Source organism: Butyricicoccus sp. OF10-2, assembly GCF_003481925.1.
In the GTDB taxonomy this organism is placed as follows: domain Bacteria; phylum Bacillota; class Clostridia; order Oscillospirales; family Butyricicoccaceae; genus Agathobaculum; species Agathobaculum butyriciproducens.
This window is the reverse complement of the sequence record NZ_QUMC01000008.1, coordinates 70,874-97,385: the sequence shown is the minus strand read 5'-3', so window position 1 is coordinate 97,385 and position 26,512 is coordinate 70,874. Positions and strand designations below refer to the sequence as shown.

Here is a 26,512-nt window from a genome sequence, read left to right as displayed (position 1 = left end):
TGGGTTTGCTCATATAATTACAGGGCGCGGACTTTCTTTTCGTATGTGAACAATATACCTATTTCCTCCTTGCGGCCTCTGCTTTGTCCAACTTTTCGTCCGCACCCCCCTCCATCCCAAACTTTGTGTAAACCTCCAACAAGGTGTAGAATAGAAGCAGAATGACGGAGGTAATCACAATGGCAAGAAGGAAAAAAACCCCAGAAGAAAACGCACGTCGCGAAAAAATTCGTGAGCTGCTGCAGCTGGCGAATGTAGGCAGCATGGATGACATTCAGGAACTGTTCAAAGACACTATCGCGGAGTTCATGGAAAACGGTCTGGAGGCCGAGCTGGACGATCAGCTGGTATGACTACAAGAACAAGGACACGGATAACAGCCGGAACGGGCACAGCAGCAAAACCCTGCGCACCAGTTTTGGCAAGAGTGGCAGCCGATGCCGCTGGAGCCCATTTATGCGGTTGTTTTTCCGGATGCGATTCACTACCATGTCCGCAGTGAAGGCCAGATCGTAAAGAAGGCCGTCTATATCGCCATCAGTATTGATCCTGATGGTCGGAAGGATGTTCTGGGAATGTGGGTTGGCGAGAACGAAAGTGCGAAATTCTGGGCTACCGTACTGAACAGCCTGAAAAATCGGGGCGTCGAGGATATTTTCATTGCCTGTACGGATAATTTGACCGGTTTTTCTGCGGCGATCGAGGCGGTCTATCCCAAGACGGAAATCCAGAACTGCATCATCCATCAACTTCGAAATTCCAGCAAATATGTCTCTTACAAGGATTTGAAGGCATTTATGGCTGACTTGAAAGCAGTCTACGCAGCGGTAGATGAATCGGCTGCTTTGGACGCGATAGACACGTTCGCAGAACACTGGGACAAGAAGTATCCTAAGATTCTTAGTCGATGACAGCCTTTTCAAAATGCTGTATCTGGCGATGATCGACATCACGAAAAAGTGGACCGGCCGCCGGCAGGACTGGAGCATGATTCATGCCCAGCTGGCAATCTATTTTGAGGATCGGATGCCGGATTAACAATCCGGCTCGAAGGTCAAGGGGCGCTACGCCGCCGGCGAGGCTCCAATGGACGAGGGTGCCCCTTGACTCCCGCCTCGGTTGGCGTTATGTTGTAGACAAGGCGGGCGCAGCCAACGCCGCTCCCGTCTTGAAATATTAAGCTCTATTTTACACCGCATTTTGGCGGTTACACAGAATTCGGGGTAGTCCCTCTAAATAATATATTCCGAGAGTACAACCCTTTTTGTAGCGAATTTTCATCTTCCCCATCCTTTGCAAAATTTATCATTTTGCTCTGTAAATCGGTTCCAGTTTAATTAATCATATAGCAAATAGGCTGTGTTTTCAATAATTACACCTTGAAATCACAGCCTATTGCACTTATATAGAAGTAGAATTTTTCACAGTTCTGCCTGAGCATTCTCCGGTTTGTACACTAAATTACTAATCCGACTCCAGGCTTCCCTTATTTAAGCCATCTGCAAACCACTGCCTGATGCACACTCACAAACTGCAAGGCGCCTCATTGCCGCTCTCAAAACCGCCACAATCCCTTTCTGAAATTCACATCGAAAAATTCCCGTGCGGCCTGCAGGTTCATCACGACCCACTCACGAGATTTATGGGCCTCCAGTGTTTCCGGCAATTCTTTCATCAGGCGGTCCGCTTCATACGGTACACCCGCATTGTAACGTAGTTCATTGCTGTGCTTATTCACAACAAACGACTTTTTGCTCGTCCGCCATGCATTTTGAATCAACTTGATCGCGTATTTGCCGGTAACGTGCTCACTGAAATAATTCTCCAGTGAAAGCGTTCGGATATAATCCGGCAGCACATCACTGCCAAACTGCTGCATGACAGCAACGATAATCTCCGAGGAAATCTGTAAAATATCCGGTGCCTCGGTTTCATCATCCTTTAGCTGATCGAGTAAATCCGGCATTTGTTCCAGCATTCTGCGTAAGTATTCCCGATAGAATGCTGTGCCGATCTTCTGCTGCACCGAGCGTACCACGTTGCTGCGCATCACTTCGGTATTGGTCAGACCCGCTTCTACACGACAGATAACTGTTCGGCGAATGACCTCCGGTGCAACCGCTTTTACATCCTCGTTAGCACTGATGACAACCGCAGAATAATGTGTCAAATGGTCGCTCACACCAAAATCATCATTCTTGATGGTTTCGATCGCGTGCTGATTAAAGCGTGTATTCGTCAAGTCATCTACAATGATCGGGGCCCCTTGCACGGTTCGTTTTCAGGTTTTCAATGCCAGATCGGGTAAAATCCGGTGCCGAAATCTTAGGTTTCTGGCCGATCATCATTTTGAGCAGTGTTTCCAGAAAGCTGGTCTTCCCGGCCTTGCTCTGTCCATAAACCAAGCCAAATACCGGATACGGCAACCGCTGCTGATCAAACCTTGCCGCCATATCGCGCATCGTTGCCATCAGCGGCGAACAAAAGAACCAGTTCGCAAACTCAAAATACCGATACTGCATCCCCTCATAATCACCAGGAAAACGGCTGTATCCGTCCATATAATCGCGGAATAACCCTACATCATGGCGAATCTCCTCTTCTGTCGGATGCAGGTTCAGTGCCTCGCCATTCAGAGTGGCACTTTGCTTATCCGCATCGATTATCAACTGCGGGTATTCACTTCTCAGTTCTTTTTCTTTAATCTTCTCATTTTGGATTTGCCGCCGCAGCTTGACGATTTGTGCCGCCGAAATGATCGTTTTTCCCTGTTTACTTGTTTTCTTATCCTGCTTAGGCATATACGGCTTCAGTTTATCCGCCAGATTATGTACATCCAGAATAAATTTGACTTCTGACGCATCATCCGCAGTTGTCTCTGTCGGCTCGATCACAAAGACCTTATTCGCCTTGATTGTGCCGGCAATGGGCAGTTCATCAATATTTTCGCCCGCATCTGCATATTGCAGCGCTTTCATGGTGATCTCATCCGAGCTTTCCTCGAGCAGACTTTGAAACACACTGTAATACCAATCATACGCTTCATCGCCATCAACAAAGCAGATATTTTCTCGCTGCATACCGCCGAACGCATGATAAGACATATTGGCCGAACCTGTGATAACGCGCTTTCGGCCATCTGCCGCCTCCAACAGATACAGTTTTTCGTGGGAAACCGTACCGCGGGATACATAAAACCGAACTTCTCCCTTATCCATACGGGCAAGCAGATCATTCATTTTTTCACTTGACTGCTCGCGCATTCGCTCGATCAGCTTATCTTGATAAGCAATAATCTGATTCATGGACGAGGAAAGGATATGCTCACAGCCAAAGATAATCTCCGCATGATCGAACATATCCAGCAGCTGATACACAAAATTCAGGCCGGAGGAAAATGTAATGGCGTGAATGGTATCAAATCCCTCAAACAACTCCTGCCATGTGACAGTGTGCGCCTGCTTGTACCCCATCTCCACTACGTCAAGTTTGCTGCCTCGCTTTTTGTTTGGTGCCGATTTTTCTTCTTCGTCTACCAAAGAAAACAGATTCAAGTTATCGTCCATTGACATTACCCCGCTTTTTATATTTTTGTGTGGTCCTATGCTATTGTTTTGTACCCTTTCTGCTATGGATTGCTATATTTTTGCTCCTGCATCCGCCATATATGGCTGTTTGGTTGATAGCGTATAATCAAGTTCGCAAAAGCAAACAGAAAATAGACAAGCCATCAGGGCTCCTGTAAAATGATAGTTGTCGAAAAAATCATGATGTAAAGGAGAGACCCTAATGGCTCACAAAAAGAATACCACAAATCTGACAGAATTGCTACTGCAATGTGTGACGCAGCCGGATCCGATGCTGAGTATGCTGGAATGGCTGTGCACAGAGCTGATGTAGGCCGAGGTCGATCAGCAACTGGGCGCAGAGAAAAGTCAGCGCACGGACGGAAGAAGCGACTACCGCAGCGGTTATCGTCCTCGCCGTCTGGATACCCGAATGGGCACGATGTACCTCATGGTGCACAAGGTTCGTCAGGGCGGCTACATTCCGTTCTTCGTCACAGAGCGCAAGCGCAGTGAAGAGATGCTCGTACAGGTAGTGCAGGAAGCCTTCGTGCAGGGCGTTTCCACTCGAAAAAATGGAGAAGCTGGCACATAGCCTCGGCATCGAAAATCTATCCAGAAGCCAGATCAGCGAGATGACAAAAGGACTGAATGAGTAGGTCGAGGAGTTCCGTAATCGCTCTCTTCCGATACGGTGTACTCGGTTCTTTGGGTGGACGCACTGTATGAAAAAGTTCGTGTAGATGGCAGAATTATCAGCATGGCGGTGCTTATCGTGTGCGGTGTGGACGAAAATAGCCGCAGAGATATTATCGCGCATATGATGTGATCGACTCCTATGCCAAGCGCTTGCCGAAAGCGGTTCAGTGCCTTGAAGATGGATTGGAAGATTCTCTGGCCTTCTATACATTCCCCATGCTGGACGCGCGAAAAATCTCATCTTCCAACATGATTGAAAGATTGAATCGTGAAATCCACAGACGTACCAGCGTGGTTGGAATCTTTCCGAATGAAAGTTCTTATGTTCGCCTGGTGACAACGTATCTCATGGAATACGCCGAGGACTGGTCTACTTCCAGAGTAAATATACAGCGCTCGTGTTTTTCGTCTTATTATTGCTCATCAACGGCGCAGCTCTGTGGAAAGCTTCACAGTGTTTTTGCACTTATAGGATATTTATGCGAAATACGGATAAATGAACGCATAGTCATTAAACGAAAAACATCATACAGTATGTATGGAAATGACATAATAGAGAATTAGTAGTCGTTTTTAAGATAATAACATAAATATGCAAATATGAATATTCTGCCGATGAAGGGCTCACTGTATAGGTGGAGTAGACACGAAGAAACAGACTAACGACTGGCTGTGCCTTTATGGAAAATGCTGAATATTACATGTCGAATTTTGTCGATTAAAACATTGACGCATATGAAACCTCATGGTAAGCTGAATAAAAATATATGTGTTCTCTGCGAAAAATTGTGCAGAGTGCAGTGAACGAAGCGCACGCAATCGTCAAATACCAGCTTGCGGGTCAGGAGGAAAACGTGAAACGTCTTAAAACGGCATTTTCGGCGGTCTTGGCGCTCTCGATGGCGCTCGGCATGGTAGTCGTTCCTGCGGGAGCGGCCGACGGCACTTATCAGAATGCGGTTTATCCGGAACGGATATGTAGAAAGGCTCGACCAACTACATCAATCCGAATCAATCGAAATGGTACACCTGTAGTTGAAAAGTCGATTACTGTTTCGATTCCAACTGGTGATGAGCCATACAAGGATATGTATACGGCGGATGCACTTTTCCAGGATCTGACGGTCAACCAAGAAGCAAAATGCAATATTTCATTGCATGCAGAAGATAAAACAATAGTGGACGAAAACACGGATAATGGTGTCACATTTCGTAGAGAAGAAGAACTAAATAAGCAGACAAACGAAATAGATGTGCACTGGGACATGATTGTTACTTGTAATGCAAAAGCAGGGCAAACATATCATATGAAAGCCGAGTGTAATGGTTTATCTGACGAACTCGAGATTGTTTTAATCTCGGAAGAAGGTTCTAAAGAAGAAACACCGATTATAGACTGGATTACGTCGGCTAAGGGCACATACGGCCAGACCTGGAATGAAATGGTTGATGTTTCCGGCTGCAGCGCAACGATGAACGGCGCAGACCTTTCCGGCACATTCGAGGTCGTAAACGGTGAAACCGTCCCGAATGTCGGGGACAAATATCGGCTCAAATTTATGTCGGAAGACAGCAAGTACACCGTGGAAAGCGAGGAGTTTTCTGCAGAAATTCAGCCGAAACCGCTGATAATTACGGCGGAAAGCGCAGAGAAAGTGTACGATGGCGAACCTCTGGTGAAAGATGGCTACACAGCAGGCAAACTGGTGTCCGGCGACAAAATCATCGAGGTGAAGGTTTCCGGCACGCAGACGAATGCAGGAAATGCAGAAAATGTACCACATAATGCAAAAATATGCGGAAACGGTACAGATAAGACGAAAAATTACGCAATCAGCTATGCCAATGGTACGCTGAAAGTTATTCCGCGGGATATTGCAGACGCGCAGATTGATATGAAGCAGACCGAGTATGTGTATGACGGAGTCGAGCATAATCCCAAGCCAATCATCGCAATAGGCAATAAAACGTTGAAAATCAACGTAGATTACGAACTTTCTTACACCAATAACAGAGACTGCGGTGCAGGAACGGTGACAATTACCGGCAAGGGTAATTACACCGGAAAAGTTGAGGAAACGTTCCAAATCACGCAGAAAATACCGGAAAAGGACGCAGATTACAAGGTTGCGCTGCCTGCGGCTTCAATATACGACGGCAAGCCGCGTGAGGCGTCGGTGTGGACGAGAACAGGCGTTGGCGAGGTCACAGTTTGGTACAACGACAGCACAGCTTTGCCGGTTCGTGCCGGAACTTACAACGTGACGGTCGAGATTGCATCGAGTGAAAACTTTTCTGCAGTTAAACGGGTGAATATCGGCAGTTTTACAATCAATAAGCGCATAATTTACTTGAATACAACAGCGCTGAAAGTCGCGGACAAGACATGCAACGGACGCGATGATGATGCACGGATTAGCGGTCTGGCGTTCAGCAATCTTCCGGAAGGCGCGGCACTGAGCGAGGGCACGGATTACACGCTCTCGACACGGTATGCATCTGCCGAAGCCGGCGAATGGAATGTGACGGTTACAGTTACACTTACGAATAAAAATTACACGTTAGAGGACGAAAACTGCACTGTAAGGGGTAAAATCCTGCCGAAAACGGTCGAACTTATTGTAAGCGCGAAGAATGCAGTCTATACCGGTCTGCCGTACAGCGAGAGCAATATGACCTGCTCGGGCACGTCCGCGCCGACGTATCGCTACTACGCCGACAGCAACGGCGCAAAAAGCAATCAACTGGACGGTGCACCGATCAACGCTGGAACTTACTGGGTGGAAGCGTATGCACCGGAAACGAGCAGTACGGCTTCCGCAACCTCGCAAGCGGTTCGGTTTCATATTGAAAAAGCGCCGCTGTGTATTCGTGCTAAGGGTAAAACCATAACCTATGGAGAAACGTTAAGTGATAATGGTGCGGAAATCAATGGATTCGTGAACAATGAGAACGAAAACGTGCTTTCGGGTCTGAACTATGCGTTTGACTATGCACAGTTTAGCGATATTGGAACTTACACGATTATTCCGATGGCTGCAAAAGCTGAAAATTACAAAATTACATATGAAAACGGCGTGTTGAACGTACAGCCGAAGCCTGTTGAGATAAAATGGAACGGCGAGAGTATTTTCTATTATGATGGTACGCCGAAGTTGGTCACGGCAGAAGCGATTGGCGCGGTGAACGGAGATGCGCTTACTGTCATAATCGAGGACGGCAGCCGGACCGAAACCGGGTCGTACACCGCACGCGCGGCTGCTTTGGCAGGCGGAAAGGCGGGCAACTATGTGCTGCCCGAGACACAAACCTTCTCGTTTCAGATTAAGAAGGCGCTCGAGACGGCAGCTGTCACGCCGAGTACCGTTACTGCCGTAATCGATGGTCTGACGATTCGACTGACTGGCTTTGCGACCGAGCCGATCACGGTTTCTGCGCCGGATGCCGTGGCCGCGGGCGATACGCTGACCACCTATGGCGTGACGTACACGATCGACCGTTCTGCAGTGGACGTGCGCCGCGCGGAGATCACGTTCGTGTTTGCGGACAGCAGTGCGCAGACCAACGTTTATGGCGCGGGAGATATCGGAACGGCGTTTCCGACCGACGGCAAGCGCGGATACACGTTTGACGGGTGGAAAATCGGTGATAAAACGTACACGACGCTGACAGAGGAAGCACTTACTAAACTGAACGGCACGCAGACTGCAGCACCGGTGTTCACCGCTCAGCAGAGTGGAGGAACGAGCGGCAGTGGTGGCGGCGGTCCGGTCCGCACGCCGACCGGTGCGGTGACTGCGGCTAAGAGTGAGCACGGCGAGGTCTCGATCACGCCGAAAAACGCAGCCAAAGGCAGCACAGTGATGATTAAAGCTGTGCCAAAGGAAGGCTATGCTCTCAAAACAATCGCGGTTACAGACCAGAGCGGCAAGCCGGTCGCAGTGACGGAGAAGGACGGTCGGTTTACATTCGTCATGCCTGCGTGCAATGTCACGCTTACGCCTATTTTCGAGAGACAGCCTGCTCAAAATGTGAGCTTCGATGACGTCAAGCCAACCGAGTGGTACGCCGATGCCGTGCACTGTGTTGTGGAAAAGGGTCTGATGAGCGGTACAGGTACGGATGCGTTCTCGCCGGATGGCACGACCACGCGCGGTATGCTGATGACAATTCTCGCACGGTACGCGGGTGCGGATACGACCGGCGGTGCAAGCTGGTACGAGAAGGGTATGGCGTGGGCGCAGTCGGCAGGCATTTCGGATGGCCGCGCGCCGGAGGCTGGAATTACACGAGAGCAGCTCGTCACCATGCTGTACCGCTATGCGGATGCTCCCGAAGCCAGTGGCACACTGGATGCCTTTGCGGATGCGGATACCGTCAGCGCTTATGCGGCCGATGCCATGCGATGGGCGGCGGCGAACGGAATCGTCAACGGCTCGCACGGCAGACTGAATCCACAGGGGAATGCCACCCGCGCACAGGCTGCGGCAATGCTGATGCGGTTCTGTGAAAAGATGGAACAATAATACATTGCACCGCGCATGCCGGAGAACGCTGTGCGCGGTGTAAATTTTCGGGTCTAAAAATTTTTTGGAGTTTTTTCAGAAAATGTGTTGACAGATTCGTGATTCTGTTATATACTAAACAAGTCGTCAGGGATGAGACAACGACAACAACGACCCGATGGAAGTTTAGCTCAGCTGGGAGAGCATCTGCCTTACAAGCAGAGGGTCAGCGGTTCGAGCCCGTTAACTTCCACCAAACGAAAAGCTCCTAAACATTGTGGTTTGGGAGCTTTTTCTCTGTTTATTTGAACTTTTTTACAGCGCCGCAAGGGAAGCGGCGCTTTTTCCGTTTTTTGTGTGAATGCGGTTTTTTTGGGGTTTTTACGGGTGCAGGATGTGGGACTAAGTGTGGGAGCAAAAATCAACGGATAGAGACGACTTTTTTCTGTGTTTTCTTCCTGCTCTCTGTCGCAAAACTGAGCACCTTTAGCGAGGCGTTCGTGAACGCTTCATCGGAGAGGTGCGTATAAATATGCGACGTCATGGCAATCGACTTGTGCCCCAGAAAGTCCTTTGCAACGTTGATCGGCACGTCGGCGGACTGCAAATCAGTCGCGTATGTATGCCGCAGGCAGTACGGCGTGAGATCGTCAGCCACGACGGACGTTTCCGGGGCGATCACGCCGTGTACCATCTGTGCACCCATATCGAGATCAAGCGCTTGCTTGAACGAGCGCCACATCTGCTTCGTGGACGTTTCGGTGTGCGGTCTGCCGGTAGTCGGCTGCGTAAAAAGATAGCCGCTACTCTTTTCCTCGACCTTGTGCCAGAGATCGCGCGCGGTCTTTACCCGGACGGAGTACCGCTTGTCATTATAGCTAAACGTTTTGCGGAAACATCCGTCTAATGTGTTTGTTTTTATTGTAAAACATCTTTGGTTGTAAAATAAGAGGGTAGAATGCACTCGCTAACGCTCATCGGTTGCAGCCGGTGGACGTAATTTTTATATTTAGAACGCGCGTATCAGTACGCGCGGGATACCGATAATACGGTATCTTTCCGGGTCGGTGCCCTCGATCCGTCTGGGCGGGTAAGACGGGGTTCAGGGGTGCAAGCTCCAGCCAATCCTCGCTCTGAGCGTAGTTGATGCGTTTGATGGTCATTTCGTCATCGCCATAGCTGATGATTCCGATTTCGCCGCTGTGGTTCATGGTGTTCTGCTTGAGCACCAGCACGATATCACCATCACGGAAATCAGGATACATACTGTCACCTCGGACATGCATAGCGCAGAAATCCTCCGGCTTGCGGCCCTTGAGATAGGTGTTGGGAACTTCGACCATTTTCTCTTTTGATTCTTCCTCATAATGTCAGAACAAACATCCTTACTTTATATCAAACATTCGATTGGTTGTGATTAGTGTACCACCTGCGTGATTATAAATCACACAAGGAGGTGTAAAACATAAACGCCTGAACCAATCAGGAACTCCGTTAGGGGGCAAGAACGACCTGATGCGGATGTATTCGAACATGGTATTGCTGACACTGGAGCAAGTCGTAAAAATCTACGGTTTTACCGACAAACACAAAGCCAAGCGCATAATCGGCGCACCGAGAGCGTCCGGCGAGCATCGCGTGACGTACTATCTTGGCGACGTTGCAACCGACATCGTCAAGCGGCGTATTGGCATTGTACGATAAAATGCACAAGAAAGGAGAAGATTCAATGCAAAACAACAACTTTGCAGCCAATCTGGCTGCAGTCGAGAAGCACAGCTGCGGCATCAAGCCGAGCAAGCGTCTTTACTTCTGCTGGACGGAGGAGCAGCTCGAGCAGCTGGCCGCTCTGTGGGATACGGCGTCAAGAACCTGTGGAAGGGCAACCGTCCGCAGATACGCTATCCGGTCATCTACGGCGGCGACGGCATCCGTCCGTCCGGTGAGCCGTTCGTCCTGGAGTGCAAGGGACACTGGGTTACAAGCAGAAGCCGCAGTGCGTGCATATTTCCACCGTCCATGCCGACCTGCTGCCGACCGACGTTTACTCTGGTATGTATGCCCGCGTGACCGTCAACTTCTTCCCGTATGACGCTTCCGGCAACCGCGGTGTCGGCTGTGGTCTGGGCAACGTGTGCAAGACCCGCGATGGCGAACCGCTCGGCAGCCGTGCAAATGCTGTACGGCAGCGTACCCCGGTACGTTTTCGCAGTTGGTGCGGACGGCACTGGTGCCCAAGCCTGGCTACAAATTCGTGGACGCGGACATTTCCGCTATCGAGGCGCGTGTGGTTGCGTGGCTTGCGGGCGAGGAATGGGTCTTGCAGGTTTTCCGCATGCACGACAAGATCTACGAGGCAACCGAAATCCCGTACACGCGAGTGCATTACCGAGAATGAGGTGAACTACATCAAACTGCGGTCGTTGGAACGGGCAGGCTTTATGATCGGGTATGACCCGATTCGCAAGCTGCTGAGCGTCACTGTGCAGGAGCTTGCCGGTCTGGAGGAGCAGACCGTCGAGTATTTGCTGCGGTATCAATCAGTACGGTGAGGACCTCGTGAAGAAGCTGGCGGAGGCGATGGGGAAATAAAGAGAAACCCCTCTGGGAACTGGTTTGATACCGGCTCTCGGAGGGGCTGTTTTTATTCAGTTGCCTTCGGCGTATCTCCGTCAAAGATTACATGAGCAAAGCGGAAACGCTGCGTAACATCAGGGTACTTCTTGTGATCCACCTCGGAGGCGAACATATCATACGGCCGCGCGTAGATTTTGAAGTCGCCGTAGAGCGCCTGATAGATCACCAGCGATTCACCGGTTTCCGTGTGCGTGGCGATAGTGAGTACCTGATACAGCTTGTTCTTAAAGTGTAAGTATTTTTCACCGACCAGAATTTTTCTTGAAGCCATTCATATTTCCTCCAATCCTATATTTTTATTATAACAGAGAGGAGGGCAAAGAAAAAGAGCACACCCGCAATCAGGTGTGCTCTATTCTGATGGTTAATGCGAAAACATTCCGAACTATGAAAAAAGTTTGTATCTTCGCATTATGGTGGACTTGAAGGGGATCGAACCCTCGACCTCTCGGATGCGAACCGAACGCTCTCCCAAACTGAGCTACAAGCCCGAATATATGTTGTCAAGAAAAGTGTTTTGACCAAACTCAACTGAACAGGGAAGACGGGGACTGCTTTCCGCACCGCTTTTAACTGCGCTAATCGCCCAAATGTCAACTTTTTGCAAGCAATTTACCGATCAAACCAAACTCTATTCGTTTAATTCACTAAACTACCCTTGACAATTATTAATTATAACGGTAGAATAATTTCATGTCAAGCACTTTTTTCGGGTGCAAAGCAAAAACCGCGTGCAGCAGCCAGCTGTGCCAAAAGGAGAATTTAACATGAAAAACAGCGAAAAAACAATGGAAAAGATCGTAGCGCTCTGCAAGGGTCGCGGCTTCGTATACTCCGGCTCGGAGATTTACGGCGGTCTTGCAAACACCTGGGACTACGGTCCGCTCGGCGTTGAGTTCAAGAACAACGTCAAGGCAGCATGGCGCAAGAAATTTGTGCAGGAGAGCCAGTACAATGTAGGTCTTGACTCCGCGATCCTGATGAACCCGATGACCTGGGTTGCTTCCGGTCACGTTGGCGGATTCTCTGACCCGCTGATGGACTGCAAGGAGTGCAAGGAGCGTTTTCGTGCCGATAAGGTAATTGAGGACTGGTGTGCTGAGAATAACTACGATCTCGGCAAGAGTGTTGACGCGCTCAGCCAGGCTGAGATGAAGGCATTCATCGACGAGCATGAGATCGCATGCCCGACCTGCGGCAAGCACAACTGGACCGACATCCGTCAGTTCAATCTGATGTTCAAGACCTTCCAGGGCGTTACCGAGAACGCGAAGAACGAGCTGTATCTGCGTCCGGAGACCGCACAGGGCATCTTCGTAAACTTCCAGAATATCCAGCGCACCACCCGTAAGAAGATTCCGTTCGGCGTTGGTCAGGTAGGCAAGTCCTTCCGCAACGAGATTACTCCGGGCAACTTCACCTTCCGTACCCGCGAGTTTGAGCAGATGGAACTGGAGTTCTTCTGCAAGCCGGGCACCGACCTTGAGTGGTTCAAGTACTGGAAGGATTACTGCCACAACTTCCTGCTGTCTCTCGGCATGAAGGACGAGAACCTGCGTCTGCGCGACCACGATCCGGAGGAGCTGTCTCACTACTCCAACGCTACCACCGATATCGAGTTTATGTTCCCGTTTGGCTGGGGCGAGCTGTGGGGCATTGCCGACCGCACCAATTTCGACCTGACCCAGCATCAGAACACCTCGGGTGTTTCGATGGAATACTTCGATCAGGAAGCAAATGAGAAGTATATTCCGTATGTTATCGAGCCTTCGCTTGGTGCTGACCGTGTTGCACTGGCCTTCCTGTGCGACGCTTACGACGAGGAAGTTGTAGGTCAGGACAAGAACGGCAAGGACGATGTTCGTACTGTTCTGCGTCTGCATCCGGCTCTGGCACCGTTCAAGGCTGCTGTACTGCCGCTGTCCAAGAAGCTGACCGACAAGGCTATGCCGATCTGGCAGGAGCTGGCTAAGCAGTTCTCTGTTGATTTTGACGATGCAGGCTCTATCGGTAAGCGCTATCGCCGTGAGGACGAGATCGGTACACCGTACTGCGTAACCGTCGATTTCGAGACCGAGCAGGACGGCTGCGTAACCGTTCGTGACCGCGACACTATGGAGCAGGAGCGCATCAAGATCGAGGAAGTTGCTGCTTATATCGCAAAGAAGATCGAGTTCTGATTTTTTCGCTGCTGAACATTGATCATCAAAACCGCTGCACAATCCCTGTGCGGCGGTTTTCTTTTATTTGGATGGAGAACAGAAAACACTACCCAAAACCTATTGGAAATATAGGGATTGAGCCATCGGAAATTGGGCACTCTGCCGGAATGAAAAAAGTTTGTCGGAAAGGGTTGACAGAAGAGGGGGAGTTTAGTATAATCATAGCAATCCCAGTGAAATAATATGAATTTAGGAGACGCGGTTATGCGATACTACTTTGAAAAGCTGCTCCGCTCGAATTTCCGATTTGGGCGAATGTGATCCTTCTTTTTAGTACACGAAACGAATCAATCACTTCAAACATGTATATAAAAAGGAGATTATTATCATGGCAACTATCAAGAATACCGAAAACTGGTCCTTTGAAACCAAGCAGCTGCACATCGGTCAGGAGACCGCTGATCCGGTTACCGATTCTCGTGCAGTTCCGATCTACCAGACCACTTCCTATGTTTTCCATGACAGTCAGCACGCGGCTGACCGTTTCGGTCTGGCTGACGCAGGCAATATCTACGGTCGTCTGACCAATTCTACGCAGGATGTGTTCGAGAAGCGCATTGCAGCACTCGAGGGTGGTGTTGCTGCTCTGGCTACCGCTTCCGGTGCCGCAGCGATCACTTACACCATTCAGGCACTTGCTCAGGCCGGCGACCACATCGTAGCACAGAAGACCATCTACGGCGGCGGCTATAACCTGCTGGCACACACTCTGCCGCAGTTCGGCGTTGAGACCACCTTCGTTGATGCACACAATCTGGAAGAGCTGGAAGGTGCTATCAAGGACAACACTAAGGCTGTTTACATCGAGACTCTCGGCAACCCGAATTCCGATATTCCGGATATCGAGGCTATTGCAAAGATTGCGCACAAGCACGGCCTGCCGCTCGTAATTGACAACACCTTCGGCACTCCGTACCTCATCCGCCCGATCGAGTACGGTGCTGATATCGTTGTTCACTCTGCTACCAAGTTCATCGGCGGTCACGGCACGACCCTCGGTGGTATCATCGTTGATTCCGGCAAGTTCGACTGGAAGGCATCCGGCAAATATGCACCGATTGCTGAGCCGAACCCGAGTTATCACGGCATCTCTTTTGCAGATGCAGTTGGTCCTGCTGCTTTCGTAACCTACATCCGCGCTATCCTGCTGCGTGATACTGGTGCTACCATTTCTCCGTTCAACGCATTTTTGCTGCTGCAGGGCACTGAGACTCTGTCTCTGCGTATCGAGCGTCATGTTGAGAACACCAAGAAGGTCGTTGAGTTCCTGACCAATCACCCGCAGGTTGAGCATGTAAACCATCCGTCTCTGCCGAATCATCCGGACCATGCACTGTACGAGAAGTACTTCCCGAACGGCGGTGCGTCCATCTTCACCTTTGATATCAAGGGCGGCAAGGAAGCAGCATTCAAGTTTATCGACAAGCTGCAGATCTTCTCTCTGCTGGCAAACGTTGCTGACGTTAAGAGCCTGGTCATCCATCCGGCAACCACCACTCACTCGCAGCTGACCGCAGAGGAGCTGGAGGATCAGGGTATCCATCAGGGCACCATCCGTCTGTCCATCGGCACTGAGAATATCAACGATATTCTGGCTGATCTCGAGCAGGCATTCAACTAAGCAAAGTATCGCGTATTCCTATTTACCTCTTACAATTTGATAAGCAAAGCCCGCCGTTCCCGGCGGGCTTTGCTTTTTATTCAACTTTTCGGCTGCTGTGTGGTGTCATCCTGTCGGAAGAGCAGCGAGATACACCATGCTGCCGCCAGTCCGACCAGAGTGTAGACGATGCGGCTGATGGCGCCGGTCTGTCCGCCGCACAGCAGCGCGACCAGATCGAGCTTGAAAATGCCGATCAGTCCCCAGTTCAGACCGCCGATAATCATCAGTATCAGTGCGATTTTGTCGATAAGCATAGAAAAACTCCCCTTTCAGTTTGCATTCAGTATAACCGAAAAGGGGAGTTTCATACATTTTAACGTTACAGCTGGGAGAAAACCTCACCGATTGGCGCATGAATGACCAGATCAGCACGGCGATCCGCAGGAGTGGGGGACTTGTTGACCAGAACCAGCTTATTGCCGCGGTAATAGTCGATCAGGCCGGCCGCCGGATATACCGCTAGCGACGTACCGCCGATGATCAGGATATCCGCCTTGGAGATGTAGTCCACGCTCTTGTTGATCGTGCAGCTGTCCAGACCTTCCTCGTACAGCACGACATCCGGCTTGATAATGCCGCCGCACGAGCATTTCGGAATGCCGGTGCTCTTGGCGATGGACTCAACCGGATATGGCTTGCGGCAGCGCATGCAATAGTTTCGCAGCACCGAGCCGTGCAGCTCAAGCACTTCCTTCGAGCCTGCCTTCTGGTGCAGACCGTCGATGTTCTGCGTTACAACGGCACGACACTTGCCCTCGCGTTCCCACTCGGCCAGCTTGAGGTGAGCCGCGTTCGGCTTTGCATCGAGCGCCAGCATTTTCGCCCGATAGAAGCGGTAAAACTCCTCGGTTTCGCTCAAAAAGAACGTGTGGCTGAGAATGGTCTCCGGCGGGTACTTGTACTGCTGGTTGTATAGACCGTCCACCGAGCGGAAATCCGGAATGCCGCTCTCGGTCGATACGCCCGCACCGCCGAAAAAGACGATATTGTCGCTGCCGTCGATCCACTCTCTCAGTTTAGCAATCTTCTCATCCATGATATTAGCTCCTTTCGTCGCTAATGAATTGAAAACGGATAATGGAGAATTGAAAATTAAGGTATTTGGCATTTTCTATTCTGGGTTTTCCATTGTTTCGATTATTCGGTAATCGAAACCAGACCCTCATGACGCGGCTTTGCCGGCGTTTCCTTCTCGATGTAGCCGATTGCAGCGGAGCAGACAACGATGTGGTCCTCCGGTACGCCGTACTCGGTCAACAGTGCACGAACCTCGGGCACGTCGCAGGTCTCGCGCAGCTGGTTGATCCAGCAGGAGCCGAGGCCAAGCTCAGTAGCCATCAGCAGCAGATTCTCCATTGCAGCAGCGCCGTCTACCAGAGCGTGGTGCTCATCCCGCTTGTAGGAAATGATAATGTTGACCGGTGCACCGTAGAATTATACTCCGGACCGCGATTGTCTGCCTCAGCAACGGCACGAGCCAGCTTGAGCGACTTCTCTGCATTGTAAATCACGGTAAAGTGCCACAGGTACTTGCCCATGCCGGAAGGCGCCCATTCAGCAGCTTCAACAATCTGCATGATCTGATCCTTCGGCGGCAGCTCGGACTTGAACGCGCGCGTAGAGCGGCGGGACTTGATAACTTCCATCAGGTTAGACATAGGAAAAACCTCCTGAAACAAATAGGGATTGATATTTATAAATATAGTATATAGCATTCTCGGTGCTGTTTCAAGACAACATGAACAAAAATGCGGCTGCACCTGTAAATTATCTGTGAAAACAGCGGTTTGTGTGGTATACTGATTCTAATTGAAAAATAATGCGGGAGGAATCTCTTTCATGATCAATATCAGCGATCTTAGCTTAAACTTCAGCGGCGAGCCGCTGTTCAAAGATGTAAACCTGAAATTCACCCAGGGCAACTGCTACGGTGTTATCGGTGCAAACGGTGCAGGCAAGTCTACCTTCCTGCGCATTCTGTCCGGCGATCTGGACCCGTCCACCGGCACGGTTTCGATTGCGCCCAAGACCCGTATGAGCGTACTCAAGCAGGACCACTTCGCCTTCAACGAGGAGACCGTGCTCAACACGGTTCTCGGCGGCAACGAGCGTCTGCTCGAGGTCATGCGCGAAAAGGATGCGCTCTATATGAAGGACCCGTTCACCGAGGAGGATGGCAACAAGGCTGCCGAGCTGGAGTCCGAGTTTGCTGAAATGGGCGGTTGGGACGCCGAGACCGAGGCCAGCCAGCTGCTGAACGGTCTGGGTCTGGATGCAGATGCCATCCTGTACACCGAGATGAAGAACCTCGGTGACGTCGAGAAGGTCAAGGTGCTGCTGGCGCGTGCACTGTTCGGCAAGCCGGATATCCTGCTGCTGGACGAGCCTACCAACCATCTGGATATTCAGGCAGTCCGCTGGCTGGAGGACTTCCTTGCCGATTTTGAGGGCACCGTCCTCGTTGTATCGCATGACCGTCACTTCCTGAACAATGTATGTACCCATATCGTTGATATCGATTACGGCAAGATCAAGCTGTATGTCGGCAACTACGAGTTCTGGTATGAGTCCTCTCAGCTGGTTCAGCGCATGATCAAGGATCAGAACCGCAAGAACGAGGAAAAGATCAAGGAACTGCAGAACTTCATTCAGCGTTTTGCGGCAAACAAGTCCAAGTCCCGTCAGGCGACCAGCCGCCGCAAGCTGATCGACAAGCTGTCCGTCGAGGAAATGCCGGCTTCGTCCCGCCGTTACCCGTGGGTAGCGTTTGACGCGGACCGTGAGGCAGGCAAGGATATTCTCGAGGTGCGCGGCATCTCCAAGACCATCGACGGCGAGAAGGTGCTCGACAACGTATCTTTCATCGTGCGCCGCGGTGACAAGATTGCGTTCATCTCGGATAACGAGCTGGCAATGACTACGCTGTTCCAGATTCTTATGGGCGAGATGAAACCGGATGAGGGCAGCTTCAAGTGGGGCGTTACCACCTCGCAGAGCTATTTCCCGAAGGACAACAACGAGTTCTTCGAGGGCCACGAGGAAAACATGCTCGACTGGATCGCACCGTATTCCCGCACGGATACACTGGAATCCACGCTGCGCGGCTTCCTCGGCCGTATGCTGTTCTCCGGCGACGATGTTTACAAGCCGGTTCGCGTACTGTCCGGCGGTGAGAAGGTTCGCCTGATGCTGGCGCGCATGATGCTGTTCGGCTCGAACGTGCTCGTCATCGACCAGCCGACCAACCACCTCGATCTGGAATCCATCACCGCAGTCAACAACGGCGTTCGTGATTTCAAGGGCACCGTGCTGTTTGCTTCCCACGACCACGAGTTCGTGCAGACCATCGCGACCCGTATTATCGAAATTCGTGAAAAGGGCGTTCTGGACAAGGAATGCACCTATGACGAGTTCCTCGAGTTCCGCGAGACCTACAAGGCTGATGCCGGAGCGCTTTCGGCGCGGTCTGAACGGCCTGCTCGTGCTGCTGATACTGGGTGCGCTGGCATACGCCTCGGCGCTGCTGTTCGGCTGGAACTGTCCGATCAAATACTTGATCGGCGTGCCGTGTCCCGGCTGCGGACTGAGCCGCGCACTTGCCGCTCTGCTCCGACTGGACTTTCGTACAGCATTGCGGTTTCACCCGATGGTTTTCGTGCTGCCGCCGGTCGTTTTGTACGCGCTGTTTGGCAAAAAGCCACTTTTCGGCTCCAAAAACCTCGAGCGCATGCTGCTGTGGAGCGCTATCGTGCTGGATATCGCAATTTGGCTGATACGTCTCGCGCTGCATGACCCGCTGATTTTTTGAAGATTTCCCGCTCGAACTGTACTGCACGGTTCGAGCGGATTTTGTTTTATTCGACATTTTGTGCAATATGCAAAGATTAGCCGGAAATTTGATCGGGTTTTACTGTACTTTTTCGCATGCACATGCTATACTGTTGCCAAAGGAGGGGATAGTTTATGATGTTTGGAATTGACAGCCTGTATATCTGGCTGGCTGTCATTATCATCAGTGTAGCGGTAGAGGCGTTTACACTTACATTGTGCGGCATCTGGTTCGCTGCCGGCGGTGTCGCGGCACTCATTGCAGCCAGCCTTTCGGTCGGACTGATGGGGCAGTGGATTGTGTTCATCGTGTTCTCCGCGCTGCTGCTTGTACTGGTGCGTCCGCTCTGCCGCCGTTTTCTCGGCAGCCGGCAGCAGGCGACCAACTCAGATCGTATCATCGGACAGACGGCCGTTGTTACCGAACCGATTGACAATGTTCTGGAGACCGGTGCGGTAAAAATCAACGGAAAGATCTGGACAGCCCGCAGTATGACTGACGCGCAAATTGCAATCGGGACAAGAGTCACGGTTGTGGAGATCCGCGGCGTCAAGGCGATTGTAAAACCGAACCAACTGTAAAGGAGCGTTATCATGGATTATATTATTGTACCCATCATCTGGATTGTGCTGATTGTTCTGCTCATCGCGTTCATTGCAAGCAATATCGTGATCGTGCCGCAGGCGAAGGCGTATGTTATCGAGCGTCTCGGTACCTACCGTGACACATGGAGCACCGGCCTGCATTTCAAGGTGCCTCTGTTTGAGCGCATTGCCCGCAAGGTGACCCTCAAGGAGCAGGTAGTCGATTTTCCGCCGCAGCCGGTTATCACCAAGGATAACGTAACCATGCAGATCGACACGGTCGTGTACTTCCAGATCACCGACCCGAAGCTGTTTGCATACGGTATCGAAAGCCCAATGGCGGCAATTGAAAATCTGACTGCAACCACACTGCGAAACATCATCGGTGATCTCGAACTTGACCAGACGCTGACCAGCCGCGATATCATCAACACCAAAATGCGCTCCATCCTCGATGAAGCGACCGATGACTGGGGCATTAAGGTAAATCGTGTGGAGCTGAAGAACATCATTCCGCCGGCTGCTATTCAGGAATCTATGGAGAAGCAGATGAAGGCCGAGCGCGAACGCCGTGAGTCCATTCTGGTAGCGGAAGGTAAAAAGCAGTCCGCGATTCTGGTGGCTGAAGGCGAAAAGGAAGCAACTGTTCTTGCTGCAGAGGCAAATCGCCTTGCCAAGATCAAGGAGGCCGAAGGTGAAGCGGAAGCGCTGCTTACCGTGCAGAAGGCACTGGCAGACTCCATCAATCTGCTGAATGAAGCGGCACCGACGGAGCAGGTTATCAAGCTGAAATCCCTCGAGGCATTCAGCAGCGCCGCTGACGGCAAGGCAACTAAGATCATTATCCCGAGCGAGATTCAGAGCCTTGCGGGTCTGGCAACCTCATTCAAGGAGGTTATGACCGATCCGAAGCGCGAACAGCCCGAAAAGTAAAAATTACGTTCAAGTCCTGCAGACCATATCCGGCCTGCAGGACTTTTTTGCACGCAAAATTGTCATTTGTGTTCGACTCGATCTTGACAGAAGTGGACTGGAATGTTATCATAAATTGAATAGATATGCACATATTGCGGGAGGGATCAAATTGTCGGCAAAGCATACAGACGCAGAACTGGAGTGCTGCGAGGAGCATATCGTCCATACGGACGCAGTTATGGCAGCGCGCAGCGCAATGCCGGCAGAGGAGATCACTACAGCCGCATCAGATTTTTTCAAAGCGTTTTCCGACAAGACCCGCTTGCGGATACTGGCGGCGCTTGTGTCCGCGGAGCTGTGTGTCTGTGATATTGCGTCGCTGCTGAACATGAGCCAGTCCGCAATATCGCATCAGCTTCGTTTTTTGAAACAGGCGCGGTTGGTCAAGAGTCGAAAAACCGGAAAAACAGTATACTATGCGCTGTGCGATGATCATATTCAGACCATTTTGGCACAGGGAATCGCGCACGTGCAGGAGGGATAAACGGAATGAGCGAAAATAACCGCCCTGATTCGGAACAGAAGAAGGACCAGACAACGGCGGAAGATATTTTAGCACAGGTCGATTCGATTTTAGCGGATCTGGAAAATTCGGCAGTAGCGCAGCTGTTTGCCGCTCCGGAAAAGCCTAAACCCGAAGAGAACAAAAAACCGCCTGAAAAAGAAGAATCAGCGCCGCCCGGCGAGCCTGAGCCGCCGGACAAGAATGCGGAGCAGCCGGAAACTGAACCGGAAGCTGATACATCGCACCAAAGTGAAAGCGAATCTCCAAAGGCGGAAACGCCGCCAGAGGAAGCGGCGGCAGCTGAGGCTGCAAAGCCCTCGGAGGAATCAGACGCAGCTGAGGAATCGCCGGAAGATGCGGAAGACGAATTTGACGAAGAAGAAGATTCGCCGGATGAGACCGAAGACGAGGGCGACTGGGACGAACCGGAATTTGACGACGAAGGTATAGAGGACGAGCTTCCTGAGGAAGAACAATCAGAGGAAGCGGAATTCGAGCCTATCATAGAGGAAAAGCCGGACAGGCTGCAGAAGCTAAAAGAAAAACTTAAAAACCATGAAAAGGACAAGGCGGAGAAAAAGGAACAGGCAAAATCCGCACCTAAGGAGAAGCCTAAACCAAAGGATGAAAAAAAGCCGGAGGAAAAGAAGCCGGAACCGCCGGTAATCGAAGCTCCGGAGGACGCGGACGATACCACCGGTATGAATTTCGTGCAGAAGGCACAGTACCGGGCGAAAATGCGTCGGCGTGAGCAGACCCGTCTGCGGCGAGAAAATGCACGCCGTATACAGGAAGGCGCTGAAGTGACCTATCAGCGATGACACGGCTGGATATGCAGAGTATAGGCGCACGGCTGGCTGCCGCGGCAATCGTTCTTGTGGCCGGAATCGCAATGGGAGATTCGAGCGCGGCATTGCCGCTCTGCCTGCTGGCGTTTTTGATCACAGCGCTGCCGATTGCAGCGCGTGTGCTGACCAATCTGACACACGGCTCGTTTTTCGATGAATATCTGCTCGTGCTAATGGCATCCATCGGCGCATTCGCGCTCGGCAGCCGTGCAGAAGCAACGATCGTGCTCATCCTGTTTGAGATTGGCAAAATTGCAGGTGATATCGTTCTATTATCCACCTATCAGGCATTGCCGCAGCAGCATGATTTCATGCCGGAAAAGGCAACGGTCGTCAACATGAAGGGCGAACAGCGTCAGGTTCCGCTGGCAGATATCCGTCTGGGCGAGCTGGTTCTGGTACACTCGGGTGAGCGCGTACCGATTGACGGCGTTGTACTTCGCGGAGACGGCACGGTGGATGACAGCGTGCTTACCGGTGAAAACGTGCCGATGGCAGTTGATAAGAACACGCGTGTGCTGGCAGGCAGCCGGTATAACGGCTCTCTGATGCTGATTCGTGTGATCTCGCGCTATGAAGACTGCGCGGTTCGTCAGATTCGTCGCGTACAGAATGCGGCCGCCGAACACAAGGCAGCGTTGGAAAACAGTGCGCAGCGTAATGCCAAGCGTCTGGTTCCGGTTGTGATCGTCATTGCCGTACTGGCAGCCGCACTTCCGCCGCTGTTCATGCCCGGTTCAGATATGACCGGCTGGGTATATCGCGGACTGACGCTTCTCATTGCCTGCTGTCCGACCGCACTGGCGCTGGCTGTCCCGCTTGCTTTTGTATGCGGCGGCGGCCGACTTGAGAGTGAAGGCGTTCACATGAAGGGCAGCGAAGCGATGGAACGGACTGCAGACCTGCGTCTGGTCGTGTTCAACAAGACCGGCACAGTGACTAACGGCAATCTGCAGATTAAAAAGATTTATCCCACACAAGAGTTTTCCGAAAAGAACTGTCTGGCACTTGCCGCAGCAGCTGAGCAGCTTTCACAGCATCCGATTGCGCGCGCAATCGCAAGTGCATGCCAGGAAAAACTGCCAAAGATCGAGGAATTTGAGGAATTCCCGGGCCGTGGCGTGCGCGCCCGTATCGGTGATCACGTTCTGCTGGTAGGCAACCGCAAGCTGATGGTCTCCCGCGGTGTCAAGGGCTTGCCGGATATTGACGGCACGGTTGTTTACATCGCCTGTGAAGGGGAGCACATCGGTGTGATTGAATTGGAGGATACGGTTCGTCCGTCCGCTGCTGACGCGATCAAAAAGATCAAGGATCAGGGTGTTGAGCGCACGGTGCTTATCACCGGTGACGCTGAGACACCAACTCAGCGAATTGCAAATGCCGCCGGTATTGACACCGTTCACTGCGGCCTGATGCCCGAGGAAAAGCAAGCGAAGCTGGACTTTATGATGCGCACGATTCCGACAGACGGCACGACCGCCTATGTCGGCGACGGCGTAAGCGATATCGAGCAGCTCAAGATGGCCGATGTCGGTGTGGCAATGGGCACGCGCGGCTCCCGCTATTCAGCGGATGCGGCGAATATACTGATTACCGCAAATGATCTGAGCGGTCTCGGCGAGGCTGTTCAGGTCTGCAAGACTACACACGGAGTTGCAATGCAGAATCTGACACTGCTGGCCGCCATCAAGCTGGTGCTTGCTGTACTGGCGCTGATCGGTCTGGCGCAGATGTGGATGGCAGTTATCGTCGATGCTGTACTCACGGTGCTGACCGTGTTCAATACGACCCGACTGCTCGGCAGCAAGCCGGAAATTTCGGAGGAATAAGCAAAACGCGAAGGAAGTGTAAAAGCTTCCTTCGCGTTTATTTTTGTTTCGTGTACTTTCTGCGCGAAAACGGTCAAAAACGGTATGGTTTTTTTCGGAAGGATATGATACAATAATCTGTATGAATGAAAATGGAGGAATACGTCTTGCATAAAAAGATGGAAGCCATTTTGTCCCGTGTACAGAAGCCGGCACGCTACGTCGGCGGTGAATGGGGCTCGGTGATGAAAGATAAAAAGAACATCGATCTACGATTTGCGTTCTGTTTTCCGGATACCTATGAGGTTGCCATGTCTCACCTCGGTTCGCGTATCCTGTACGGTCTGCTCAACGATCAGAAGGGCATCTGGTGCGAACGCGTCTGCGCGCCATGGATTGACATGGAGGCTGAAATGCGCGAGGCAGGACTGCCGCTGTACGGTCTGGAGAGCGGTGACCCGTTGTCGGACTTTGATATTATCGCTTTTACGCTGCAGTACGAGCTGTCGTTTTCCAACATTCTGAATATGCTGGATCTCGGCGGTATTCCGGTGCTGGCAAAGGACCGTACCGAACTCAAGCATATTGTAGCCTGCGGCGGTCCGTGTGCCTACAATCCGGAGCCGCTGGCTGACTTTGTTGACCTGTTCATGATCGGCGACGGCGAGGAGATCATGCTGGAATTTACCGATCTGTACCGCAAGGCCAAGCGCGAAGGCTGGTCTAAGCAGGAATTTCTGATTGCGGCAGCACAGATCGAGGGCATGTATGTACCTTCGCTGTACGAAGTCAAGTATCACGAGGACGGCACAATCGAGAGCGTCACACCGACGCACAGTGCACCGGCTCTCGTGCAGAAGCGCATCGTCAAGGATCTGGATACCATGTACTATCCGGAGTCCTTTGTTGTGCCTTCGACCGACATCGTGTTCGACCGTGCGATGATCGAGCTGTTCCGCGGCTGTCCACGCGGCTGCCGATTCTGTCAGGCCGGTCACACTTATCGTCCGCTGCGTACCAAGTCCAAGGAAGTGCTGCTCAAGCAGGCGCAGGCGGTGCTCAAGAACTCCGGTTACGAGGAAATCTCTCTGTCCTCGCTGTCTACGAGCGACTACGGTGAGCTGTCCGGTCTGACCGAGTGTATGCTCGACTATTGTGAGCCGCGTCATATCAGTCTGTCACTGCCGTCTCTTCGTGCGGACAGCTTTTCCGCCGAACTGATGGAGCGCGTACAGAAAACCCGCAAAAGCGGCCTGACGTTCGCATGTGAGGCCGGTACGCAGCGCCTGCGCGATGTTATCAACAAGAACATCCGCGAGGAGGACGTGCTCCATGCCTGCGAGATTGCCTTTCAGGGCGGTTGGAATAATGTCAAGCTGTACTTTATGATGGGTCTGCCGACCGAGACCTACGAGGATCTGGACGGCATTTCCGACATTTGCAAAAAGGTCGCCTATTGCTGGCGTGAGAACACGCCCAACCGTGCGCGCGGCGTGCGTATCACAGCGTCGGCTTCGTGCTTTGTGCCCAAGCCGCAGACCCCGTTCCAGTGGGACGCGCAGGACACGCTCGAGCAGTTCCGCGAGAAGCAGGCGCATCTCAAGGTGGTCATGAAAACCAAGAATGTCACCTACAACTGGCATGATGCCGAGACCTCGGTACTCGAGGGCGTTATTGCACGCGGCGACCGCCGCCAGGGCAAGGCGATTCTGCTGGCGTGGCAGCGCGGCTGCAAGATGGACGGCTGGGATCAGTGCTTCGACTTTGACAAGTGGATGCAGGCGTTCCGCGACTGCGGACTGGATCCCGCGTTCTACGCATCCCGTCAGCGTCCGATGGACGAGGTGTTCCCGTGGGATCACATCGGCTGCGGCACGCGCAAAGAGCACCTCAAGCGTGAGTGGGAGCGTTCCCGCGAAGCGGCTATCACGCCGGACTGTATGCACCAGTGTGCCGGCTGCGGCGCAAGCGCTTTGCTGAAGGGAGGCAAGTGCCATGTTTAAGGCAAGAATGAAGTTTGCCAAGGAGGGACGCGCCAAGTATATCTCCCACCTTGATCTCATGCACGCCATGCAGCGTTCGATGGCACGCTGCCAGATGCCGCTGTGGTTCACCGAGGGCTTCAATCAGCACGCCTATGTTTCGGTGGCGCTGCCGCTCTCGACCGGCTACTCCGGCGAGTGCGAATTTCTGGATTTCAATATCACGGCAGAAGCCGTGCCGGAAAATGCGGTGGAAGCGCTCAATGACGTATTTCCCGAGGGCCTGCGTGCAATCGAGATTTACCCGCTTGCCGACGGCGGCATGAAGGTCGGTTCGATCGAATGGTCGCAGTACCGCATCACCTGGGGCTTTGAGGGCGGTACGCCCAAGGCTTTGCCGATGACGTGCGCGATCTGTTCCGCCGTCCGGTGGTCGAAATCGTTAAACGCTCCAAGAGAGGCGAAAAGGTCGTCAATATGCGTGAGCTGATGCGCGACCTGACCGTGACCGATGGTCCTGATGAGGTGACCGCTGTTGTCACCACCGCTGCCGGCAATAACAACATGAGTCCGGAATACCTGACCCGTGCCATCCGGCAGTATCTGCCGCAGTACGAAATTCCGTTCAGCGCGTACCACCGCATGAACGTGTTTACTTCTGACGGCACTCCATTCCGATAAAAGGA

Annotated in this window: 22 protein-coding genes, 2 tRNA genes and 6 pseudogenes; 21 read left to right on the top strand and 9 right to left on the bottom strand. The window is 52.0% G+C overall.

Annotated features, from left to right (window positions below):
- Positions 1-179 precede the first annotated feature (179 nt).
- A pseudogene (locus DXB00_RS06285) lies at positions 180-1,038 on the top strand (IS256 family transposase).
- 517 nt (positions 1,039-1,555) lie between these two features.
- On the opposite strand, the gene DXB00_RS06280 reads toward DXB00_RS06285, so the two are convergent.
- Together DXB00_RS06280 and DXB00_RS06275 are read right to left on the bottom strand one after the other, a co-directional pair.
- Positions 1,556-2,272 carry a hypothetical protein gene (locus tag DXB00_RS06280; RefSeq protein WP_147359191.1) on the bottom strand — a complete coding sequence of 239 codons (717 nt, stop codon included), beginning with the start codon at positions 2,270-2,272 and terminating at the stop codon, positions 1,556-1,558.
- Positions 2,244-3,566, bottom strand: coding sequence for a phospholipase D family protein (locus tag DXB00_RS06275; RefSeq protein WP_158578343.1), 1,323 nt, complete (start codon positions 3,564-3,566; stop codon positions 2,244-2,246). The genes DXB00_RS06280 and DXB00_RS06275 overlap by 29 nt, the downstream gene beginning before the upstream one ends.
- Positions 3,567-3,918: 352 nt before the next feature.
- Here DXB00_RS06275 and DXB00_RS17140 point away from each other — a divergent pair.
- From DXB00_RS17140 to DXB00_RS06260, 4 genes and pseudogenes are all read left to right on the top strand, one after another.
- Positions 3,919-4,395: pseudogene (locus DXB00_RS17140) on the top strand (transposase).
- Positions 4,392-4,829: a transposase gene (locus DXB00_RS16625; RefSeq protein ID WP_199677297.1), complete on the top strand. Its 438-nt coding sequence runs from the start codon at positions 4,392-4,394 to the stop codon at positions 4,827-4,829. The pseudogene DXB00_RS17140 and the gene DXB00_RS16625 overlap by 4 nt, the downstream one beginning before the upstream one ends.
- Before the next feature lie 290 nt (positions 4,830-5,119).
- Positions 5,120-8,791 carry an S-layer homology domain-containing protein gene (locus DXB00_RS06265; protein WP_158578344.1) on the top strand — a complete coding sequence of 1,224 codons (3,672 nt, stop codon included), beginning with the start codon at positions 5,120-5,122 and terminating at the stop codon, positions 8,789-8,791.
- 159 nt (positions 8,792-8,950) lie between these two features.
- Positions 8,951-9,026, top strand: a tRNA-Val gene (locus DXB00_RS06260).
- A 165-nt stretch (positions 9,027-9,191) separates the two neighbouring features.
- Here the strand turns inward: DXB00_RS06260 and DXB00_RS06255 are convergent.
- Together DXB00_RS06255 and DXB00_RS06250 are read right to left on the bottom strand one after the other, a co-directional pair.
- Positions 9,192-9,734 carry a tyrosine-type recombinase/integrase gene (locus DXB00_RS06255; protein ID WP_118729835.1) on the bottom strand — a complete coding sequence of 181 codons (543 nt, stop codon included), beginning with the start codon at positions 9,732-9,734 and terminating at the stop codon, positions 9,192-9,194.
- Between the two features lie 10 nt (positions 9,735-9,744).
- A pseudogene (locus DXB00_RS06250) lies at positions 9,745-10,122 on the bottom strand (S24 family peptidase); the annotation flags it as partial.
- Between the two features lie 181 nt (positions 10,123-10,303).
- Between DXB00_RS06250 and DXB00_RS16305 the strand changes: the two are divergent.
- The 4 genes and pseudogenes from DXB00_RS16305 (at position 10,304) to DXB00_RS17120 (ending at position 11,322) form a co-directional block, all read left to right on the top strand.
- The gene (locus tag DXB00_RS16305) at positions 10,304-10,474 is read left to right on the top strand and encodes a hypothetical protein (protein ID WP_158578345.1); all 171 of its coding nucleotides are present in this window, start codon (positions 10,304-10,306) and stop codon (positions 10,472-10,474) included.
- 257 nt (positions 10,475-10,731) lie between these two features.
- Positions 10,732-10,893, top strand: a pseudogene (locus tag DXB00_RS18150) (ssDNA-binding protein); the annotation flags it as partial.
- 107 nt (positions 10,894-11,000) lie between these two features.
- Positions 11,001-11,168 carry a hypothetical protein gene (locus tag DXB00_RS17125; RefSeq protein ID WP_407926648.1) on the top strand — a complete coding sequence of 56 codons (168 nt, stop codon included), beginning with the start codon at positions 11,001-11,003 and terminating at the stop codon, positions 11,166-11,168.
- Position 11,169: 1 nt separating this feature from the next.
- Positions 11,170-11,322, top strand: coding sequence for a hypothetical protein (locus tag DXB00_RS17120; protein ID WP_243022706.1), 153 nt, complete (start codon positions 11,170-11,172; stop codon positions 11,320-11,322).
- 92 nt (positions 11,323-11,414) lie between these two features.
- Here the strand turns inward: DXB00_RS17120 and DXB00_RS06235 are convergent, their stop codons facing one another.
- Positions 11,415-11,678 carry a DUF1653 domain-containing protein gene (locus DXB00_RS06235; protein ID WP_118729839.1) on the bottom strand — a complete coding sequence of 88 codons (264 nt, stop codon included), beginning with the start codon at positions 11,676-11,678 and terminating at the stop codon, positions 11,415-11,417.
- Between the two features lie 143 nt (positions 11,679-11,821).
- Positions 11,822-11,898: transfer RNA gene (locus DXB00_RS06230), tRNA-Ala, on the bottom strand.
- Positions 11,899-12,174: 276 nt separating this feature from the next.
- On the opposite strand from DXB00_RS06230, the gene DXB00_RS06225 reads away from it, so the two are divergent.
- Both DXB00_RS06225 and DXB00_RS06220 read left to right on the top strand, forming a co-directional pair.
- The gene (locus tag DXB00_RS06225) at positions 12,175-13,587 is read left to right on the top strand and encodes a glycine--tRNA ligase (RefSeq protein ID WP_110436756.1); all 1,413 of its coding nucleotides are present in this window, start codon (positions 12,175-12,177) and stop codon (positions 13,585-13,587) included.
- A gap of 370 nt (positions 13,588-13,957) precedes the next feature.
- Positions 13,958-15,250, top strand: a complete 1,293-nt coding sequence (locus DXB00_RS06220) for an O-acetylhomoserine aminocarboxypropyltransferase/cysteine synthase family protein (RefSeq protein ID WP_119214629.1) — start codon at positions 13,958-13,960, stop codon at positions 15,248-15,250.
- Between the two features lie 80 nt (positions 15,251-15,330).
- Here DXB00_RS06220 and DXB00_RS06215 read toward each other — a convergent pair whose 3' ends face one another.
- The 3 genes and pseudogenes from DXB00_RS06215 to DXB00_RS17115 form a co-directional block, all read right to left on the bottom strand.
- Positions 15,331-15,546 (bottom strand): DUF378 domain-containing protein, encoded by a 216-nt coding sequence (locus tag DXB00_RS06215; RefSeq protein ID WP_118285795.1) that lies wholly within the window; start codon positions 15,544-15,546, stop codon positions 15,331-15,333.
- A gap of 65 nt (positions 15,547-15,611) precedes the next feature.
- Complete coding sequence (locus DXB00_RS06210; protein ID WP_118729840.1) at positions 15,612-16,328, bottom strand: NAD-dependent protein deacylase; 717 nt, start codon at positions 16,326-16,328, stop codon at positions 15,612-15,614.
- Positions 16,329-16,429: 101 nt separating this feature from the next.
- A pseudogene (locus DXB00_RS17115) lies at positions 16,430-16,869 on the bottom strand (nitroreductase family protein).
- A gap of 262 nt (positions 16,870-17,131) precedes the next feature.
- Here DXB00_RS17115 and DXB00_RS06195 point away from each other — a divergent pair.
- The 10 genes and pseudogenes from DXB00_RS06195 to DXB00_RS06150 all read left to right on the top strand — a co-directional run.
- Positions 17,132-18,721: pseudogene (locus DXB00_RS06195) on the top strand (ABC-F family ATP-binding cassette domain-containing protein); the annotation flags it as partial.
- A complete protein-coding gene (locus tag DXB00_RS18145; protein WP_119214630.1) occupies positions 18,696-19,100 on the top strand; it encodes a DUF2752 domain-containing protein in 405 nt (134 codons plus the stop codon). The pseudogene DXB00_RS06195 and the gene DXB00_RS18145, both read left to right, overlap by 26 nt.
- A 155-nt stretch (positions 19,101-19,255) precedes the next feature.
- Positions 19,256-19,702: an NfeD family protein gene (locus DXB00_RS06185; RefSeq protein WP_117750813.1), complete on the top strand. Its 447-nt coding sequence runs from the start codon at positions 19,256-19,258 to the stop codon at positions 19,700-19,702.
- Between the two features lie 12 nt (positions 19,703-19,714).
- Positions 19,715-20,638: an SPFH domain-containing protein gene (locus tag DXB00_RS06180; protein WP_117750812.1), complete on the top strand. Its 924-nt coding sequence runs from the start codon at positions 19,715-19,717 to the stop codon at positions 20,636-20,638.
- A 220-nt stretch (positions 20,639-20,858) separates the two neighbouring features.
- Positions 20,859-21,164, top strand: coding sequence for an ArsR/SmtB family transcription factor (locus DXB00_RS06175; protein ID WP_117750896.1), 306 nt, complete (start codon positions 20,859-20,861; stop codon positions 21,162-21,164).
- Positions 21,165-21,169: 5 nt separating this feature from the next.
- Positions 21,170-22,006 (top strand): hypothetical protein, encoded by an 837-nt coding sequence (locus DXB00_RS06170; RefSeq protein ID WP_119190794.1) that lies wholly within the window; start codon positions 21,170-21,172, stop codon positions 22,004-22,006.
- Complete coding sequence (locus tag DXB00_RS06165; protein ID WP_119214626.1) at positions 22,003-23,865, top strand: heavy metal translocating P-type ATPase; 1,863 nt, start codon at positions 22,003-22,005, stop codon at positions 23,863-23,865. Before DXB00_RS06170 ends, DXB00_RS06165 begins: the two co-directional genes overlap by 4 nt.
- Before the next feature lie 131 nt (positions 23,866-23,996).
- The gene (locus DXB00_RS06160; protein ID WP_118729885.1) at positions 23,997-25,847 is read left to right on the top strand and encodes a TIGR03960 family B12-binding radical SAM protein; all 1,851 of its coding nucleotides are present in this window, start codon (positions 23,997-23,999) and stop codon (positions 25,845-25,847) included.
- Positions 25,840-26,316, top strand: a complete 477-nt coding sequence (locus DXB00_RS06155; protein ID WP_119214625.1) for a TIGR03936 family radical SAM-associated protein — start codon at positions 25,840-25,842, stop codon at positions 26,314-26,316. Before DXB00_RS06160 ends, DXB00_RS06155 begins: the two co-directional genes overlap by 8 nt.
- Entirely contained in the window at positions 26,304-26,507 is a 204-nt protein-coding gene (locus tag DXB00_RS06150) for a hypothetical protein (protein WP_119214624.1), read from the top strand. Before DXB00_RS06155 ends, DXB00_RS06150 begins: the two co-directional genes overlap by 13 nt.
- Positions 26,508-26,512 lie beyond the last annotated feature (5 nt).